This is a genomic window from Pseudoalteromonas sp. T1lg21 (assembly GCF_002964625.1).
GTDB lineage: Bacteria > Pseudomonadota > Gammaproteobacteria > Enterobacterales > Alteromonadaceae > Pseudoalteromonas > Pseudoalteromonas gelatinilytica.
Genome location: NZ_PQBX01000010.1, coordinates 47,140 through 63,313, shown reverse-complemented (window position 1 = coordinate 63,313; position 16,174 = coordinate 47,140). Strand labels below are relative to the sequence as shown.

The 16,174-nt window shown below is 41.5% G+C and carries 14 protein-coding genes; 11 read left to right on the top strand and 3 right to left on the bottom strand.

Annotated elements, in window-relative coordinates:
• Window positions 1-49 precede the first annotated feature (49 nt).
• Window positions 50-505 carry a hypothetical protein gene (locus C2M25_RS05765; RefSeq protein ID WP_063701839.1) on the top strand — a complete coding sequence of 152 codons (456 nt, stop codon included), beginning with the start codon at window positions 50-52 and terminating at the stop codon, window positions 503-505.
• Window positions 506-781: 276 nt separating this feature from the next.
• On the opposite strand, the gene ppx is transcribed toward C2M25_RS05765, so the two are convergent.
• From ppx to C2M25_RS05750, 3 genes are all read right to left on the bottom strand, one after another.
• The gene (ppx, locus tag C2M25_RS05760; protein WP_105175047.1) at window positions 782-2,269 is read right to left on the bottom strand and encodes an exopolyphosphatase; all 1,488 of its coding nucleotides are present in this window, start codon (window positions 2,267-2,269) and stop codon (window positions 782-784) included.
• Window positions 2,262-4,343 (bottom strand): polyphosphate kinase 1, encoded by a 2,082-nt coding sequence (ppk1, locus tag C2M25_RS05755; RefSeq protein WP_105180663.1) that lies wholly within the window; start codon window positions 4,341-4,343, stop codon window positions 2,262-2,264. Before ppk1 ends, ppx begins: the two co-directional genes overlap by 8 nt.
• A 149-nt stretch (window positions 4,344-4,492) precedes the next feature.
• On the bottom strand, window positions 4,493-4,999 hold the full coding sequence (locus tag C2M25_RS05750) for a glycine cleavage system protein R (protein WP_063701833.1): 507 nt from the start codon (window positions 4,997-4,999) through the stop codon (window positions 4,493-4,495).
• Window positions 5,000-5,346: 347 nt separating this feature from the next.
• Here C2M25_RS05750 and C2M25_RS05745 point away from each other — a divergent pair, with 347 nt between their 5' ends.
• From C2M25_RS05745 to C2M25_RS05700, 10 genes are all read left to right on the top strand, one after another.
• On the top strand, window positions 5,347-7,581 hold the full coding sequence (locus C2M25_RS05745) for an ABC transporter permease subunit (RefSeq protein ID WP_105175045.1): 2,235 nt from the start codon (window positions 5,347-5,349) through the stop codon (window positions 7,579-7,581).
• Between the two features lie 15 nt (window positions 7,582-7,596).
• Window positions 7,597-9,246, top strand: a complete 1,650-nt coding sequence (gene pstA / locus C2M25_RS05740) for a phosphate ABC transporter permease PstA (protein ID WP_063701829.1) — start codon at window positions 7,597-7,599, stop codon at window positions 9,244-9,246.
• A gap of 26 nt (window positions 9,247-9,272) precedes the next feature.
• Entirely contained in the window at window positions 9,273-10,100 is an 828-nt protein-coding gene (pstB, locus tag C2M25_RS05735) for a phosphate ABC transporter ATP-binding protein PstB (RefSeq protein WP_063701826.1), read from the top strand.
• A gap of 47 nt (window positions 10,101-10,147) precedes the next feature.
• Window positions 10,148-10,849 carry a phosphate signaling complex protein PhoU gene (gene phoU / locus C2M25_RS05730; protein ID WP_054552476.1) on the top strand — a complete coding sequence of 234 codons (702 nt, stop codon included), beginning with the start codon at window positions 10,148-10,150 and terminating at the stop codon, window positions 10,847-10,849.
• Window positions 10,850-10,999: 150 nt separating this feature from the next.
• Entirely contained in the window at window positions 11,000-11,677 is a 678-nt protein-coding gene (locus C2M25_RS05725) for a TIGR00153 family protein (RefSeq protein ID WP_105180662.1), read from the top strand.
• A 41-nt stretch (window positions 11,678-11,718) separates the two neighbouring features.
• Window positions 11,719-12,987, top strand: a complete 1,269-nt coding sequence (locus C2M25_RS05720; protein ID WP_063701822.1) for an inorganic phosphate transporter — start codon at window positions 11,719-11,721, stop codon at window positions 12,985-12,987.
• 77 nt (window positions 12,988-13,064) lie between these two features.
• On the top strand, window positions 13,065-13,988 hold the full coding sequence (locus C2M25_RS05715) for a hydrogen peroxide-inducible genes activator (RefSeq protein ID WP_063701820.1): 924 nt from the start codon (window positions 13,065-13,067) through the stop codon (window positions 13,986-13,988).
• A gap of 123 nt (window positions 13,989-14,111) precedes the next feature.
• Window positions 14,112-14,654 carry an RNA polymerase sigma factor gene (locus C2M25_RS05710; protein WP_105180661.1) on the top strand — a complete coding sequence of 181 codons (543 nt, stop codon included), beginning with the start codon at window positions 14,112-14,114 and terminating at the stop codon, window positions 14,652-14,654.
• Entirely contained in the window at window positions 14,647-15,246 is a 600-nt protein-coding gene (locus tag C2M25_RS05705; RefSeq protein WP_105175043.1) for a hypothetical protein, read from the top strand. The genes C2M25_RS05710 and C2M25_RS05705 overlap by 8 nt, the downstream gene beginning before the upstream one ends.
• Window position 15,247: 1 nt before the next feature.
• Window positions 15,248-16,156, top strand: a complete 909-nt coding sequence (locus C2M25_RS05700; protein ID WP_063701812.1) for a hypothetical protein — start codon at window positions 15,248-15,250, stop codon at window positions 16,154-16,156.
• The last annotated feature ends 18 nt before the right edge of the window (window positions 16,157-16,174 follow it).

Sequence of the window (16,174 nt, the reverse complement as noted above, 5' to 3'; positions counted from 1 at the left end):
GTGTGGTTTATGCAAAGTCATATTAAATTGATTTTGATAAGGAATGCACATGCAAGTTAAAACAATACAACAAGTTTATGATTGGACCGTGTTATTTCATACTCAAATGGCAGCCAATTTCCACAGTGTTAAAGACTTACTGGACGAGCACAATCAAATGCTGGTGGACTATTATCTGCAATATGAGAAGAAGCTGGCAGAAGATCTCGTTGGTTTTAAAGCGATTACCGAAGTAAACACACTCGATACGTATTGCTATGAGTATTTTTCTGAAAATCCAGAGCTAATTACTTTTAACGATATCAGCACTGATCAGCGCATAGATGAAAAGGCGATTCAGGTTTACTTAACCACGCAACACCAAAAAGTAATCGACTTATATGAGTACTTGGTGTCACGCGCCGAAACGGCAGATACCAAAGAAAAGCTCGAACGTTTGCTAGAACTTGAACATCAAGGCCTTAAGCAAATGATGCAAAGCTCAAACCGCCATATGGATATGTAGTATACCCAAACCACCTCAAGATGCAGAATTCAGCGTTTCACAGGTGCTTAATATCAAGGCGTTACTTTGTAAGAATGGCAGTCCCTTTTAAGAAGTAACAACGATGAGAGTAAGTGCCTGTGAAGCGCCCAACGGGTTGGTTTAAAAGCGATTTATACTGCGTTATTGATCTTAACAATAGAACCACTATTACTTGCAATCAATGCCTTGCCTAAATCGCTTTTAATTCCAACTGAAACTCACATCTTGAGGTGGTTTGGGTATATATTAATCAGCTTAATGAAAATCGAGTAAGAAGCCGACTTTTTTAAGGTATTTTTGCTCTTGCTGTAAGTCAGCTAAAAGCAAGGTATGTTCTTTAAGCCACTTATTGTGAAACTTTAAGAACATACTATTTTGCTTGGCTGTTACCTCAAGCTTAAAGCCTTGGTCAGTAATGCGCTTTTGATTTAGCAGTACTGCTAAACGCAAAATCACAATGAGCTGTAATATTTCATAATGCTGCATGGTATGCAGTGCTGGAAAATCTTCTAAACGGATCTTTTTACGATAAAAACGGATCATACAGCTAAGAAGTGTTTGTTGTTGCTGTGTAAAGCCAGGTAATTGGCTGTTCGCCACGATATAGGCACTGTGTTTATGTAACCCCGAAGAATTAACCCCTAAACCAATTTCATGCAGCTGTGCAGCCCAATCCAGTAAATTTATGTGATCAGAGTCAGTCAGGTGCCATGTTTCTCTTACTTGTTCGAATAGCCACTTTGCGGTTGTTGAGACGCGATTAGCATGCTCTTTATCTATGGCATTGCGCTCAGATAGGTTCGCTATGGTATTTGTGCGAATATCCTTATGGGCGAGTTTTTGCTGCATTTCATGAAGCAGGCCTTCACGCAGTGAAAAGTCGCTATATTGCATCGCTTCGATGTTAAACAGTCTAAATATGGCAATTAAAATAGCTAAACCACCACAAATACTCACTTGCCGCTCAGGCGTAAGACCTTCAATTTGCAGCGCTTGTATTTGTTTTGCTGCAATAAACTGGGTTTTTAATTCTAATAATCGCTCTAAAGTAATTAGCTCTTGCTCTGCATCGTTTGCATTGATCATGGCAAGGATAGATTTAATCGTGCCTGATGTTCCCACCACTGATTGCCAGCCAGCTGACAAGTAATTTGCAAAGATCACTTCGAGTTCTTGCTCTGCGCGAACTTCGGCTTTGGCAAAACGCTTAGCAGTGATTTGTCCATCTGCAAAAAACTGCTTGGTATAGCTGACACAGCCCATGTTGCGGCTAGCGAGTAGCTTATGTTTAAAGTGTTTGCCAATGATGAGTTCAGTACTGCCGCCGCCGATATCAATGACTAAGCGGTTTTCATCGTGATGAATATAATGGGCTACACCCTGGTAAATTAAACGCGCTTCTTCTTGCCCTGATATTACTTCGATTGGGTAAGGAAACACTTTACTTGCTTGCGTTAAGAATGAATGAATGTTTTTCGCACGGCGCAATGTGTAAGTTGCGGCCACTTTGACATTTTCAAGGGGAAAGTCCTGCAAAGTTATGGCAAATTGTTTGAGAATGGCTAGTGCGCGCTCAATAGCTTCTTGGCTTAAGTGATTTTTATCATCTAAACCGTCAGCTAAATAAACGCGCTGTTTTTCTTTGTGTAAGATTTGCAAAGAGCCATCGACCTCTCTTGCCACCACTAAATGAAAACTGTTTGAGCCTAAATCAACGGCAGCAATTGAGGGATAATCATTCATTATTGTAGTTACTTTCCCATTTCTTAAGGTGGTCATAAATGGCAATTTGCGAGCGAATTTTTTTACGATTGCCACGGCGCACATAGCTGTTTTTTTGTTCGCTATCGATTATGCGTGCTTTTGATCTATCTTTAAACTGTAGCTCAAGGATATCAATAATCAGGTGTTTTAATTTTTCATTATAAATCGGAGTGGCTACTTCAACGCGGTGATCAAGATTTCGGGTCATCCAGTCTGCCGATGAAATATACACTTTTTCGTCACCATTATTATGAAACACCATCACCCGAGGGTGCTCTAAAAAACGGTCAACGATACTAATAATACGAATATTATCGTTCACGGCAGAGGGCACTAGCGAGCACATACCACGCACAATAATGCGAATTTTTACGCCGCGTCTTGCAGCAAAATAAAGATGATCAACCAGCTCTTTATCAACTAGGTTGTTTATTTTTAGTGTAATTCGGCCAGCTTTTCCGTGCTCTACATTGGTAATTTCGGCATCAATTAGCGACATAATAGTTTGTCGTGCGTTAACTGGCGAAATCATTAAATGGTCAAATTGAAATGGTCGGTAACTACTTTCGATAAACTTAAACACGCTATCGCACTCTTCACTAATGCCTTCATGCTTGGTGAATAAGCTAAAGTCCGTGTAGATTTTGGCGGTTTTTTCATGGAAGTTACCCGTGCCTATATGGGCATACTTCACGATGTTATTCTTTTCTTTACGGTGAATAACGCATAGCTTACTGTGCACTTTCAGCGCAGGAATACCAAAAATCACTTTAACCCCAGCGTTACTCAAGGTTTTTGCCCATTCAATGTTGTTCTGTTCATCAAAGCGCGCTTTCAGCTCAACCATTACGGTTACATGCTTACCATTTTTTGCCGCATTAATTAGTGTAGAAACAAGGCGAGATTGACTTGCAACGCGATAAATATTGACCTTTATTTGGGTTACATCTGGGTCAAACGCAGCTTGGCGCACAAACTCAAGTAAATGGTTAAAGGTGTGATAAGGGTAATACAGCAACACATCTTGCTCAGAGATAGCATCAAAAACACTTGAGTGATTGTTAAAGGCTGTGCTTTGTAATGCAGGCAGTGGTTTGTTTTCTAAATACTGACGACCAACATTTGGAAACGCAATAAAATCGCGGAAGTTACGATAACGACCGCCGGGGATCAGTGCATCATGTTGGCTTATGTTAAGGCGCTTTTTCATCACTTTAAGCATTTCATCAGGCATGCTCTCGTCATAAACAAGGCGCACAGGCTCAGCAGAAATACGTTGTTTTAGGCCTTTCGACATTTTATCGAGTAAACCTTCTTCGAGTTCATCATCTAAATTGTACTCGGCATCGCGGGTCAGTTTGATGGCATAACATTGAATATCATCAAAGCTAAAAAAGCTGCTAAATACATCGCGAATAAAGTAGGCAATGATGTCATCAAGCATCACAATGGTTTTGTGGCGACGTGTTTTCTCAGGCGGCAAAATAACAAAGCGTGAGACGCGGTCAGTAGGCACCTCCATCATGGCATAATGACTTTTTTGATTGGTCATCTCGACAAACAAATAAGTCATGGTGTCGTTAATTTGATCTGAGTAGTCTTTCTTTTCAGAGAGCAAAATCGGCAAAATGTGTTGCAGTACATTGTCGTGGAAAAACTTTTTCAGCCAGGTTAAATGAAATTCAGATAACTTCTCTGGTAGCTCTACGTGAATATTATGCTCGTTTAAATCATTCAAAATATCTTTATGAATTTGATTAAATTTTTTGCCAAGCTGGAGCACTTTACTCTGGATTTGATGGAGTAGGATCTCATCTTCATCAAAGTTCGCATCAGGAATTTTATTAAGTAAAATTCGGCGTTTTACATCGGCAACACGGACACGGAAAAACTCATCCATGTTGTTTGAGTAAATACCTAAAAAGCGCATGCGCTCAATAATCGGGTTCGATTTATCTTTGGCTTCTTGCAGCACGCGTTCATTAAATGACAGCCAACTTAGCTCTTTGGCAAAGTAATTGATGGCTTGAGAAGAAGAATGTGATGCGTTCATCTGGTTTTCCAACGTTTATAGCTAGTTAGAATATAGAGGATGCAGATGACGTTTATGTGACGTACTTATCACTTTTATGACATACATGTCAGTTTTGTGACATGCATGCCGCTTTTTTAAAGTTCAAAATATCCCTATAAACTTGTGTGTTACGCGTCCTCAATATCAACAATTAGGTCTGTAGTGATAGACTCAAGTGCGCTAATTACTTCGTCTTTGTTCATACCAATCGGTAAAGCAACGGTGGCAACAGCACTAAAAATAGGCACACCCCAGTTAGGTGCACTTTGTTGTTTTGAATTGAGGTGAGTGATATTCGCCCCTTTATGACGAATAACGCTGGCTAGCTCTTGTACAATGCCTGGTCTATCATTGCCAGTGATAACAAAATTAATTTGCTCAGATTTTTCTTCAGGCAGCGTCTCGGTGCCGCGTTCGATTCTAACCTCTAAATGCGGCAGGCTATGTAACGCATCTTGTAATTCTTGTAAGTGTTCTTCAGGTACTGCTGCTTCAATGATCCCTGCAAAATGCCCTGCAAGGTGGCTTAAATTACTGCTTAACCAGTTGCCGTGGTGGCTTAGAATTGTGGCTGAAAGGTCTTCAACTAGGCCGGGTTTATCTGGCCCCAAAATAGTAATTACTAACTGCTTCATACTTAAATCTCTATAAAAATGCCTCTGAAAAATGCAATAAAAGGAAGGAGGCGTTGGTTAAAAATGATTCTTATTGTTGAAAAAATAAGTCTTCTTGAGTATTGATGCTGTTTTATTGTTTGTCCAATTTTTTCCATATAGTTATAAAAAATTAGATATAACAGTTTGTTAGCTTGTTAATTTAGGACTTTTAAAAGCGCTTACAATTGTCGTAAATTGGTCATTTTTTAACTTTAAACTTCGTTCCTGAAAAGCTTGCTTTATTACACTGAATTATGACGTTTGTAACATTACTGTCATCTTGGTGAAATATAATTCGCGCAACGTTAAGATTTAAGGGTGTTTTGATGACTTCCAATCCGAATAAACCTACCTTTCATACGGATAGAAGCCGTCTATTTAAAGACAGGTTTGCCAAGTGGGGTATTTCCGCAGGTGGCGTAATGGTGCTAGTAGCACTGTTACTCATATTCTTTTACCTTCTTTATGTTGTTCAACCTATTTTTGAATCAGCAAAAGTAGAAACACGTAACAGTGTAAAACTACAAAATGCGTCAGAAGTTGTTGGCCTTGGCATTGAAGAGCAAACAGAGGTTGCCTTTTTACTCGGTGAAAAAGGTAGCGTGGACTTTTACAATGTTGAAAAAGAACATTTTGGTAAAAAGATCACCACTCTTAATGCTGAATTACCTAGCGATGTAAGCAGCTTTGCAAGCTCTGCACCGTTTCAAGGTCAATATGCGTACGGTTTAGAAAATGGTACGGTTGTTGTGGTTGCACCTAAGTTTTTGGTGACATTCCCAAATAACCAACGCCAATTAACACCTCGATTAGACTACCCGCTCGGTGATATGGCGCTTGAAGTTGATGATCAAGGCGCAGCAATCACTAAATTTGCGTTTAGCCACTATGAAGATAAAACGGCCGTTGTTGCTTTAACTGCTGACAAGCGCGTTTTATTCAGCAGCTTTGTCGGTGAAGAAAACATGTTCACTGGCGAAGTTGAGTGGAATGTTGAGCGCACTGAGCTTGATATCGAAGGTCGTGTGGATGAGCTATTAATCTCACCTGATACAACACGTACGTTCGTTCGCTCTGCAAATCAAATTTACGTATACGATACGCGTTACCCTTCTGAAGTTGAGCAAATCCAACTGCTTGCAGCTAACGAAGAAAACGCGAACCTAGTTTCAACTCAGTTATTAGCGGGTGCTAACTCACTGATGCTTGCTAACGATAATGGTGAAGTATCTCAGTGGTTTGAAGTAAACACGGAAGAGGGACGTGAGTTCCAAAAGATCCGCGCTTTTGAAACCAGCAAACAATCGAAACTAAATATTTTCACTGAGTTCTACCGTCGTACGTTCTTCACAGCGGGTGCTAACGGTGAGCTTGGTATTTATTACACAACCAGCGACGCAAAACTGTGGCAAGGTAAAGTAAGTGATGGTCCAATTCAAAACTTTGCAATTGCACCTCGTTCAAATGCGGCGCTAGTACTTGCCGATGACGCATTAAAAGTAATCGAAATCCATAACGAACACCCAGAAGTAACGTGGTCTGCGTTATGGCAAGAAGTATGGTACGAAGGTTACCCAGAGCCGGGTTATATCTGGCAATCAACCTCTGCCAGTGATGATTTTGAATCTAAGTTTTCATTAGTGCCAATTTCATTCGGTACGATTAAAGCAGCTTTATATGCGATGCTGTTTGCAGTACCTATTGCGCTTTCAGCTGCGATTTACACGGCGTACTTTATGTCGAGTGAATTACGTAAAGTGGTTAAGCCGACTGTAGAAATCATGGAAGCATTACCAACAGTAATCTTAGGTTTCTTAGCCGGTCTTTGGTTAGCACCATTAATTGAAGAGCATTTACCAGCGATTGTCGGATTATTAGTGTTATTACCAATTGGTATCTTATTAACCGCATTCGGCTGGAACAAGCTACCGGCGTCAATTCGTCACCGTGTTCCTGAAGGTTCACACTCTATTTTACTTATTCCAGTGGTTATCTTTATTGGTTGGTTATCGTTTGCGATGAGTAACTCAATTGAGCTTTGGATGTTTGACGGTAATGTGCGTCAGTACCTAACCAATGAATTAGGTATGACATTCGACCAACGTAACTCGTTAGTTGTTGGTATTGCGATGGGCTTCGCTGTTATCCCAACTATCTTCTCAATTGCGGAAGATGCGGTATTCAGTGTTCCTAAGCACTTATCAAATGGTTCATTAGCACTCGGTGCAACGCAATGGCAAACATTGGTTCGCGTAGTACTACTAACTGCAAGTCCGGGTATCTTCTCAGCAGTAATGATGGGTCTTGGCCGTGCTGTAGGTGAAACAATGATTGTACTAATGGCAACAGGTAATACACCTATTATGGACTGGAGTATCTTCCAGGGTATGAGAACACTTGCAGCAAATATCGCGGTAGAAATGCCAGAGTCTGAGGTAGGCAGCTCGCATTATCGCATTCTATTCTTAGCAGCATTTGTACTATTCATATTCACATTCGTTTTCAACACAGTGGCTGAGTTTGTTCGTCAGCAACTGCGTGAAAAATACAGTTCAATGTAGGTGGAGAGACACGACATGGTAAAGCAGTGGTTTAAGTCTGGTTCTCCTTGGATTTGGATGACCGGCGGTGCGGTAAGCATCAGTTTAATCTCGGTTCTTGGCTTATTAGCCATGATTGCTTGGAAAGGTTTAAGCTTTTTCTGGCCATCAGAAGTAGTGCAACTTGAGCTGCAAGGCTCAGTTGCTAAACAAACAGTGATCGGTGAAGTTTATGACCGTGAGCTAGTTGCAAAATCACGTATTGAGGCGACGGGCGTTGATTTATCTCACTACGACAAAGAGCAACTAGAGCGCTTACTAATCAAAACAGGTAACCGTGAGTACGTTGATCTCGATTTCCGTTGGGTATTAGAGACAGATATCACATCGCGTACAGCGCCAGCTGAACTTGCAGTATTCGAGCGTAGCAAAAACGGTAACTTTTACGGTTATGTAGAACAGGTTATTAAAGACGGTGAAGTTATTACAGATAACAAAATCGAGGTACTTTATGATCTTGTTGACCGTGCAGTTGACCTAAACGACCAAGCACTCGATTTACAAAATGGTGATATTGGTCATATCAACTATGAACTTGAGCGCTTGCGCTTAAAAGAAAAAGCGTATCAGCTTGATAACGAGTTGACGGACGAACGTGTTGCTGAGCTTGCACAAACACGCGCTGAGCTACGTGCTGAATATGCCGTGCTAGAAAAACAGTTATTTGCACTTCGTAAAGAAGCAAAGCGTGACCAAGTAACGGTTAAAGACATGCGCGGTGAAGTGGTTACTTTACCTCTGTATCAAGTTCTTGATGTGTGGTTCCCAAATGACATGGGCTTCTTCGCTAAGCTAGGCCACTACTTTGTACAACTTGGTAAGTTTGTAGCGGATGACCCGCGTGAGGCAAACACTGAAGGGGGTGTATTCCCTGCGATTTTCGGTACTGTGTTTATGGTATTACTGATGGCAGTGATTGTTACGCCGTTTGGTGTGGTTGCAGCGATTTACTTACATGAATACGCAGCAAAGAATGCCGTTACTAAAATGATCCGTATCGCGGTAATCAACCTTGCGGGTGTACCTTCAATTGTATACGGTGTATTTGGTCTAGGTTTCTTTGTATATATGCTAGGTGGCAGTATTGACCAATTGTTCTACCCAGAATCATCGCCAAGTCCAGTATTTGGTACGCCAGGTGTGATTTGGTCAGCATTAACGCTAGCAATTTTAACGCTTCCAGTGGTTATTGTTTCAACGGAAGAAGGTTTATCACGTATTCCAAGCACGGTTCGTCATGGTTCATTAGCACTTGGCGCAACAAAAGCAGAAACGCTATGGCGCATCATCATTCCGATGGCAAGCCCTGCGATTATGACAGGTTTAATCTTAGCGGTTGCGCGTGCAGCCGGTGAAGTAGCACCACTTATGCTTGTTGGTGTTGTTAAGATGGCGCCAACACTGCCTCTTGACGGTAACTTCCCATACGTTCATTTAGATAGAAAATTTATGCACTTAGGTTTCCACATTTATGATGTTGGTTTCCAAAGCCCTAACGTAGAAGCGGCACGTCCGCTGGTATATGCCACGGCATTCTTACTGGTATCAGTAATTATCGCCCTGAATATCACCGCGATTGGTATTCGTAACCACTTACGCGAAAAGTTTAGAGCTCTTGAGCATTAATACAGAATTTTTATAGGTAGACAGAGATGATTACAGTTGCACCACAAGTAAACCAAGCGAAAAGCGCGGCAAAGCTAGATTTAGATAATCTAACTGCAGAGCAAACAGCGTTAGAGATTAAAAACTTAGATCTATACTACGGTGATAAACAAGCGCTTAGCGGCGTAAATATGAACATCCCGAAAGGTCAGGTAACAGCGTTTATCGGTCCGTCAGGCTGTGGTAAATCAACACTTTTACGTTGTATCAACCGTATGAACGACCTAGTTGATAGTTGTCGTATTGAAGGTGAGATCTTATTACACGGCCACAACATCTACGATAAGAGTGTTGATGTTGCAGCATTAAGACGAAATGTTGGGATGGTATTCCAACGTCCTAATCCATTTCCAAAATCAATCTACGAAAATGTCGTTTATGGCCTACGCTTACAAGGTATTAAAGAAAAGCGTAAACTAGACGAAGTGGTTGAACAATCTTTACGTGGCGCGGCGTTATGGGATGAAGTTAAAGACCGTTTACACGATAGTGCATTTGGCCTATCGGGTGGTCAGCAACAGCGTCTTGTTATTGCTCGCTCAATTGCTATCGAGCCTGAAGTACTACTTCTGGATGAGCCTACATCGGCACTAGATCCAATTTCTACTTTAGTTATCGAAGAGCTAATTAACGACTTAAAGAATAAGTTTACCGTGGTAATTGTTACTCACAACATGCAACAAGCTGCTCGTGTATCAGACCAAACTGCGTTCATGTACATGGGGGAGTTGATTGAGTATTCAGATACCAATACGTTATTTACAACACCAAGCAAGAAGAAAACAGAAGACTACATTACAGGCCGTTACGGTTAGTCAATAAAGTCACTTGGTACCGTAAACGAAATTTATAGAGGTAGACAATGGAACATAATATCAATAAACACATTTCGGGCCGCTTTAATGAAGAGCTTGAAAATGTGCGTAACCATGTATTAAACATGGGAGGTTTAGTTGAACAACAACTAAACAGTGCACTTGATGCTGTTAGCAATGGCGATGCAGATCTGGCACAAAAAGTTCGTGAGAACGACTATAAAGTAAATGCAATGGAAGTGAACATCGATGAAGAATGCACACGCATTATCGCTCGTCGTCAGCCAGCTGCCAGTGACTTACGTCTTGTAATTGCCATTGCTAAAACAATTGCTGATTTAGAGCGTATTGGCGATGAAGCTGAGCGTATTGCTAAAGTTGCGCTGGACTCATTCACAAAAGATCAGCAAGACCTACTGGTGAACATTGAAAACATGGGTCGCCAAGTATCAAAAATGCTTCATGATGTACTTGATGCATTTGCACGTATGGATGTGCAATGTGCGTTTGAAGTACATAAAGAAGATGCCAAAGTTGACCGTGAATACGAAGCAATTACCCGTCAAATCATGACATATATGATGGAAGATCCACGCTCAATCCCGAAAATTATGGATTTAGTGTGGTCAGTACGCTCTTTAGAGCGTATCGGCGACCGTTGTCAAAATATTGCTGAGTACATCATCTACTTTGTAAACGGCAAAGATATTCGTCATACATCTCAAGCAGATATCGAAAAGTCGCTGTAATTTTAACCGCAACTTTTCATTATTAAACCGAGCGGCCTTTGGCCGCTTTGTCTATTATTGCTGATGTAAGGCAGAAAAAGCGTTCACAATCGAACACAATGCTGTAAAATTCGCAGCTGCCAAAGCATACTAATTTATAAAGGGTCAGTTATGCCTACAAATGCATTTTTAGGGGTATTTGCTAAATCTCCTATTAAGCCTATGGAAGATCACATTAAGAAAGCACATCAAGCAAGTAAAGCATTGATCCCTTTCTTTAATCACGTTTTCAAAGAAGAGTGGCAAGAAGCGGAAGAAATCCGCCTAAACATTCGTAATTTAGAGCGTGAAGCTGATGAAATGAAACGTAACATTCGCCTTCAACTACCACGTGGCTTATTCATGCCAGTTGAGCGTACCGATTTGCTAGAGCTTGTTACTCAACAAGACAAAATTGCTAATAAAGCAAAAGATATTGCAGGTCGTGTAGTTGGTCGTGAGATGATCATACCTACCGAAATCCAAGCAGATTTCCTTGCTTATGTAACTCGTTGTGTTGATGCAACTAAACAAGCATCAAAAGCAATCAATGAGCTAGATGAGCTTCTTGAAACGGGCTTCAAAGGTCGCGAAGTGACTTTAGTTGAGAAAATGCTCGTTGAATTGGACGCAATTGAGCAAGACACGGATGACATGCAAATCAAAATTCGCCGTCAATTGCGCGCCGTTGAAAATGAACTTAACCCAATCGACGTGATGTTCTTATACAAGATCATCGAATGGGTAGGTGACTTAGCTGATATTGCTGAGCGCGTAGGTTCTCGTCTTGAGCTGATGTTAGCTCGTTAATTAAAAATCAGTTCATACGAAAAAAATTAAAGGTTCACACAATGGATATCATTGCAAATTACGGCACGTTACTCGTTTTAACTGCCGCCGCAGTCGGTTTCTTTATGGCTTATGGTATTGGTGCAAATGACGTTGCCAATGCGATGGGTACATCAGTAGGTTCAAAAGCACTTACAATTAAGCAAGCTATCATCATCGCGATGGTGTTTGAGTTCGCAGGCGCATACCTTGCCGGTGGTGAGGTTACATCAACGATCCGTAAAGGGATTATCGATGCGACCCCATTTATGGACGTACCTGAGTTAATGATACTTGGTATGATCGCCGCGTTATTCGCTGCAGGTAGCTGGTTATTGATTGCCTCGTTCTTAGGCTGGCCGGTTTCAACTACTCACTCAATCATTGGTGCCATCATTGGTTTCGCATTGGTTGCGGTAGGTAGCGAAGCAATCCAATGGAACAAGGTAATGGGTATTGTAGGTAGCTGGATTGTTACCCCTGCTATCTCTGGTTTTATTGCTTATTTGATTTTCATGAGTGCGCAAAAGCTAATTTTTGACACTGACGCACCTCTTAAAAATGCTAAGCGCTACGTGCCTGTATACATGGGTCTAGCGGGCTTCATCATGTCTCTTGTAACAATCAAGAAAGGCTTGAAGCACATTGGTATCAACTTAGGTTCATTTGAAGGTTACATGCTTTCTATCGCGATCGCCGTGGTTGTTGCAATCATTGGTAAATTCGCTATTTCACGCCTTAAGATTGACCCTAAAGCTGACAAGAAAATGCAATTCAACAACGTTGAGAAAGTGTTCGCGGTACTTATGGTACTAACAGCATGTTGTATGGCATTCGCACACGGTTCAAACGACGTTGCTAACGCGATTGGTCCACTAGCAGCTGTTGTAAACATTGTTGAGCACAACGGTGAAATCGCTAAGAAAGCGGCTATTGCATGGTGGATTTTACCATTAGGTGGTTTAGGTATTGTTGCTGGTCTTGCTATCTTAGGTAAGAAAGTAATCAAAACAATCGGTGAAGGTATCACCCACTTAACACCTAGCCGTGGTTTTGCTGCTGAGCTTGCTGCTGCTTCTACAGTTGTTATCGCATCAGGTACTGGTTTACCTATCTCTACTACACAAACACTTGTTGGTGCGGTATTAGGTGTTGGTATGGCACGCGGTATTGCGGCACTTAACATGGGTGTTGTAAGAAACATTGTAGTTTCTTGGGTAATTACGTTGCCAGTTGGCGCAGCCCTTGCTATTGTTATTTTCTACGTACTGAGAACTGCCTTCGGGGTATAAAAAAGTACTAAAAGACTTTTAGCTTGAAAAGATCTCAATGCCTTAGGTGTTGGGGTCTTTTTATTTTCAGGTAGAGTATGAATAACTTACCAAGTATTAAACAACTACAATATTTATTAGCAGTCCACCAACATCAACATTTTGGCCGCGCAGCAAGCGCCTGTTTTATTGGTCAATCAACCTTAAGTAGTGCAATTCAAAACTTAGAAGAAACCCTAGGTTGCCAACTTATTGAGCGCGAAAACCGCAGCTTAATGTTTACTGCAATTGGTGAAGAGGTTGTCGAAAAAGCACGTAAGATCATTGACGACACCTTAAGTTTAAAAGAGCTGACGAAGAGCTTTTTAACGCCATTAAGCGGCACACTCACGCTTGGTGTGATCCCGACGATTGCCAGCTTTATTGCTGCGCCGTTATATCATTTCTGCAAACAAACATTTACCGAGCTAGAGCTAGTTTTGGTTGAAGATACCAGTGACAAATTACTCGATAAGCTAGAGCATGGGCAAATTGATATGGCGTTGCTCGCGTTACCGTATGACACTGAAAAGTTTCATACTCAAGTCCTTGCGAAAGATCACTTCAGCCTAGTGCATCATAAAGATTACACACCCGCAGATGGCGTGGAAGACTTTAATCTTTTACCGGATGCGAGTGTGTTCTTGCTAGAGCGTGAGCATTGTATGACTGGCCACGCACTCAGTGCTTGTCACTTGAATCGCTCAAGCTGTATTAACCCATTTGAAGCGGCAAGCTTACATACCTTATTAAGTATGGTTGAACACCAGCTTGGTGTTACTTTCTTACCGCAGATGGCAATTAACGCTGGTATTTTAGATAAAAAAGATATGGTTGCTACGCCATCACAAGGCGATGCATACCGAGATATTGGTATTGTATGGCGTAAAACTACAGGCCGGATCAGAGATTTTAGGCTGTTTAGCCAGCAGCTAGAGCTGTTTCTGAATAAGCAGTGCAGCTTAGACGGTCAATGCGACTAATGATAAAAAACCCCAAATAAAAAATATTTGGGGTTTTTTATTATTTAAGCAAACTATTTTTTTCCTTCCCTCGACTAACATAATAACAAAACCATTAAAGGCAGATCAGATGACGAGGCTAGCGTGTTTTTTCAATCACTTGAGACACTAATTGCTAAAGCGCAACAGGGCAATAAACGGGCGTGGTTGAAATTAGTCAAGCAGCACGAAACACAGGTATATAACTATTGCCTAAGGATGTTAAGTCACCCTGATGATGCAATGGACTTAATGCAAGAAGTGTTTATTTCTGTGTATAAGAGCTTACCGAGTTTTCGTGGTGAATCGAGTTTTAACACTTGGCTTTATCAAATTGTGCATCGGCGTAGTGTTGAATATTACCGCCGCCGTAAGCTGCATCAAGGTTTGGACGCCGTACCAGAAGAAAGCTGTGAGCGCAGTGAGTTAGAAACCAATCAACTGCAATCTGAGCAGCATCATGAACTTAAAGAAATGATGAACAATTTACCCTGGGAGCACCGCTTGGTGGTGGAGTTAAAGTTTTTTCAGCACTGTACGTTTGAAGAAATAGCTGAGCAATTAGGTATTTCAACCAATACAGCTAAATCAAGACTATACAGTGCGCTTGGTAAGTTAAAAGTGCATTTGGAGGCCGTAGATGGCTAATTTAGATTCATTATTTACCGCATGGTTAGAAGGCGAAAGCCTAACTGATGAGCAAATTGCGTTACTTCAAGCCGATGCTGAGTATGCATTAATGATGAACAATGCAATGCAGTGGCAACAACAAAGTCACCACTATGAAACAGTACCTGTACCAAACTGGGATCGAGAATCCACGATGCCCAAAGTGCAAAAAACGAGTTTGTTTTTTGGTTCTGGGATGTGGGCAGTAGCTGCATCAATTGCATTTTGCGCGTGGATTTTTGTTAGTAATCCACAGCAAGGAAACCAGCAGTTACTCGAACAAGTGGCTAAACAAACCAATTTATTAGAGTCACAACAAAAGCAAATTGATCAGTTGCAAAACATCATCACTGCGCAAAACGAAGTGCAGCAACAGCAGATGTATCAACTGGCCAAAGAAGCAATTAAAACCGGGCGAGTAGAGCGCCAAGAAGATATTGCCAGCGTGCTGGCTTATATCAAAACACAGCGCGCCCAAGATCAAGCGTACTTACGTATGCAGTTAAATGATTTAGCTGAGCAAGTGGACGGCAGGCCAATGCCAACCGTTGCCAACAATTTGGAGTATTAAGATGTCAAAATACAAATCAACCACGGCTGCCTTATTGCTTTGCACAGCAGTAAGCGTACAAGCACAAGCAAGTGATGAATTAGATAAAATTCAGCGTGAAGTCGGGATCATGGAAAAAATCCTCACAGCAGCATTAAAACAAGACACCGATAACAAGGTAAGAAACGTATCATCAAGTTATTTGCAGCATCAAGGTGTGGTGTTTAGCTTTGACGTAAGAGGCGGCTCACGCTGGTCTACAGTGTTTGCGTCAGTGCCTGATGCACCGCTTCCACCCATGCCAGATATCGATTTTGAAGAGCTAACTGAAATCGAAGTGCTAGGCGAACATGTGCAAGTGATCAGCGATGCGGTGGTCGTAAAAACGCAAGAAGCTTATCAGCAGGCTATGGAAGTGATGCGTGAAAGTGCAGAGCGAGTGCGTGAAGTTGCCGAGCAAGAGCGCGATGTGAGCCGTGAAATCCGTGATCTTGAACGTGAAAAGCGTGATCTTGAGTTTGATCGTCGCCACGATAAAGATGCCAAAGAGCAAGAGCTCGAAAAACGTAAACAAGCACTACAAGCATCAATTAAAGAGCTTGAGAAAGAGCAGCAAAAGCTGTCTTTAAAACAGCAAGAAATGCGCAAAGAGTTAGCTGAGAAAAAACAAGCTCGTGTGAAAGAGCAACAACAGCAGTTGGCTGCTTTAGCTAAGCAAGTAGATAAAAGCTTATCACTGACCTTATGTGATTATGGTAGCGGTTTAAGAAGTCTGCCTAACGATGAACATGTGAGCTTTATCATTCGCGGTGTGAGTGAAGGTAAGGGTGAGCTGGTTAAAGTATTTAAAAAGTCAGATATCAAAAAGTGCGTGGTTGGCGATATAAAAGCCGCACAACTTATCGACAAGGCATCAAGTTATCGCTTTTAAATTCTCCCAACTAAAAAG

What these genes read in the sequence shown, in the direction of transcription:
- C2M25_RS05765 (WP_063701839.1), top strand. Translation starts at nt 50, where the DNA reads ATGCAAGTTAAAACAATACAACAAGTTTATGATTGGACCGTGTTATTT.
- ppx (WP_105175047.1), bottom strand. Translation starts at nt 2,269, where the DNA reads ATGAATGATTATCCCTCAATTGCTGCCGTTGATTTAGGCTCAAACAGT.
- ppk1 (WP_105180663.1), bottom strand. Translation starts at nt 4,343, where the DNA reads ATGAACGCATCACATTCTTCTTCTCAAGCCATCAATTACTTTGCCAAA.
- C2M25_RS05750 (WP_063701833.1), bottom strand. Translation starts at nt 4,999, where the DNA reads ATGAAGCAGTTAGTAATTACTATTTTGGGGCCAGATAAACCCGGCCTA.
- C2M25_RS05745 (WP_105175045.1), top strand. Translation starts at nt 5,347, where the DNA reads ATGACTTCCAATCCGAATAAACCTACCTTTCATACGGATAGAAGCCGT.
- pstA (WP_063701829.1), top strand. Translation starts at nt 7,597, where the DNA reads ATGGTAAAGCAGTGGTTTAAGTCTGGTTCTCCTTGGATTTGGATGACC.
- pstB (WP_063701826.1), top strand. Translation starts at nt 9,273, where the DNA reads ATGATTACAGTTGCACCACAAGTAAACCAAGCGAAAAGCGCGGCAAAG.
- phoU (WP_054552476.1), top strand. Translation starts at nt 10,148, where the DNA reads ATGGAACATAATATCAATAAACACATTTCGGGCCGCTTTAATGAAGAG.
- C2M25_RS05725 (WP_105180662.1), top strand. Translation starts at nt 11,000, where the DNA reads ATGCCTACAAATGCATTTTTAGGGGTATTTGCTAAATCTCCTATTAAG.
- C2M25_RS05720 (WP_063701822.1), top strand. Translation starts at nt 11,719, where the DNA reads ATGGATATCATTGCAAATTACGGCACGTTACTCGTTTTAACTGCCGCC.
- C2M25_RS05715 (WP_063701820.1), top strand. Translation starts at nt 13,065, where the DNA reads ATGAATAACTTACCAAGTATTAAACAACTACAATATTTATTAGCAGTC.
- C2M25_RS05705 (WP_105175043.1), top strand. Translation starts at nt 14,647, where the DNA reads ATGGCTAATTTAGATTCATTATTTACCGCATGGTTAGAAGGCGAAAGC.
- C2M25_RS05700 (WP_063701812.1), top strand. Translation starts at nt 15,248, where the DNA reads ATGTCAAAATACAAATCAACCACGGCTGCCTTATTGCTTTGCACAGCA.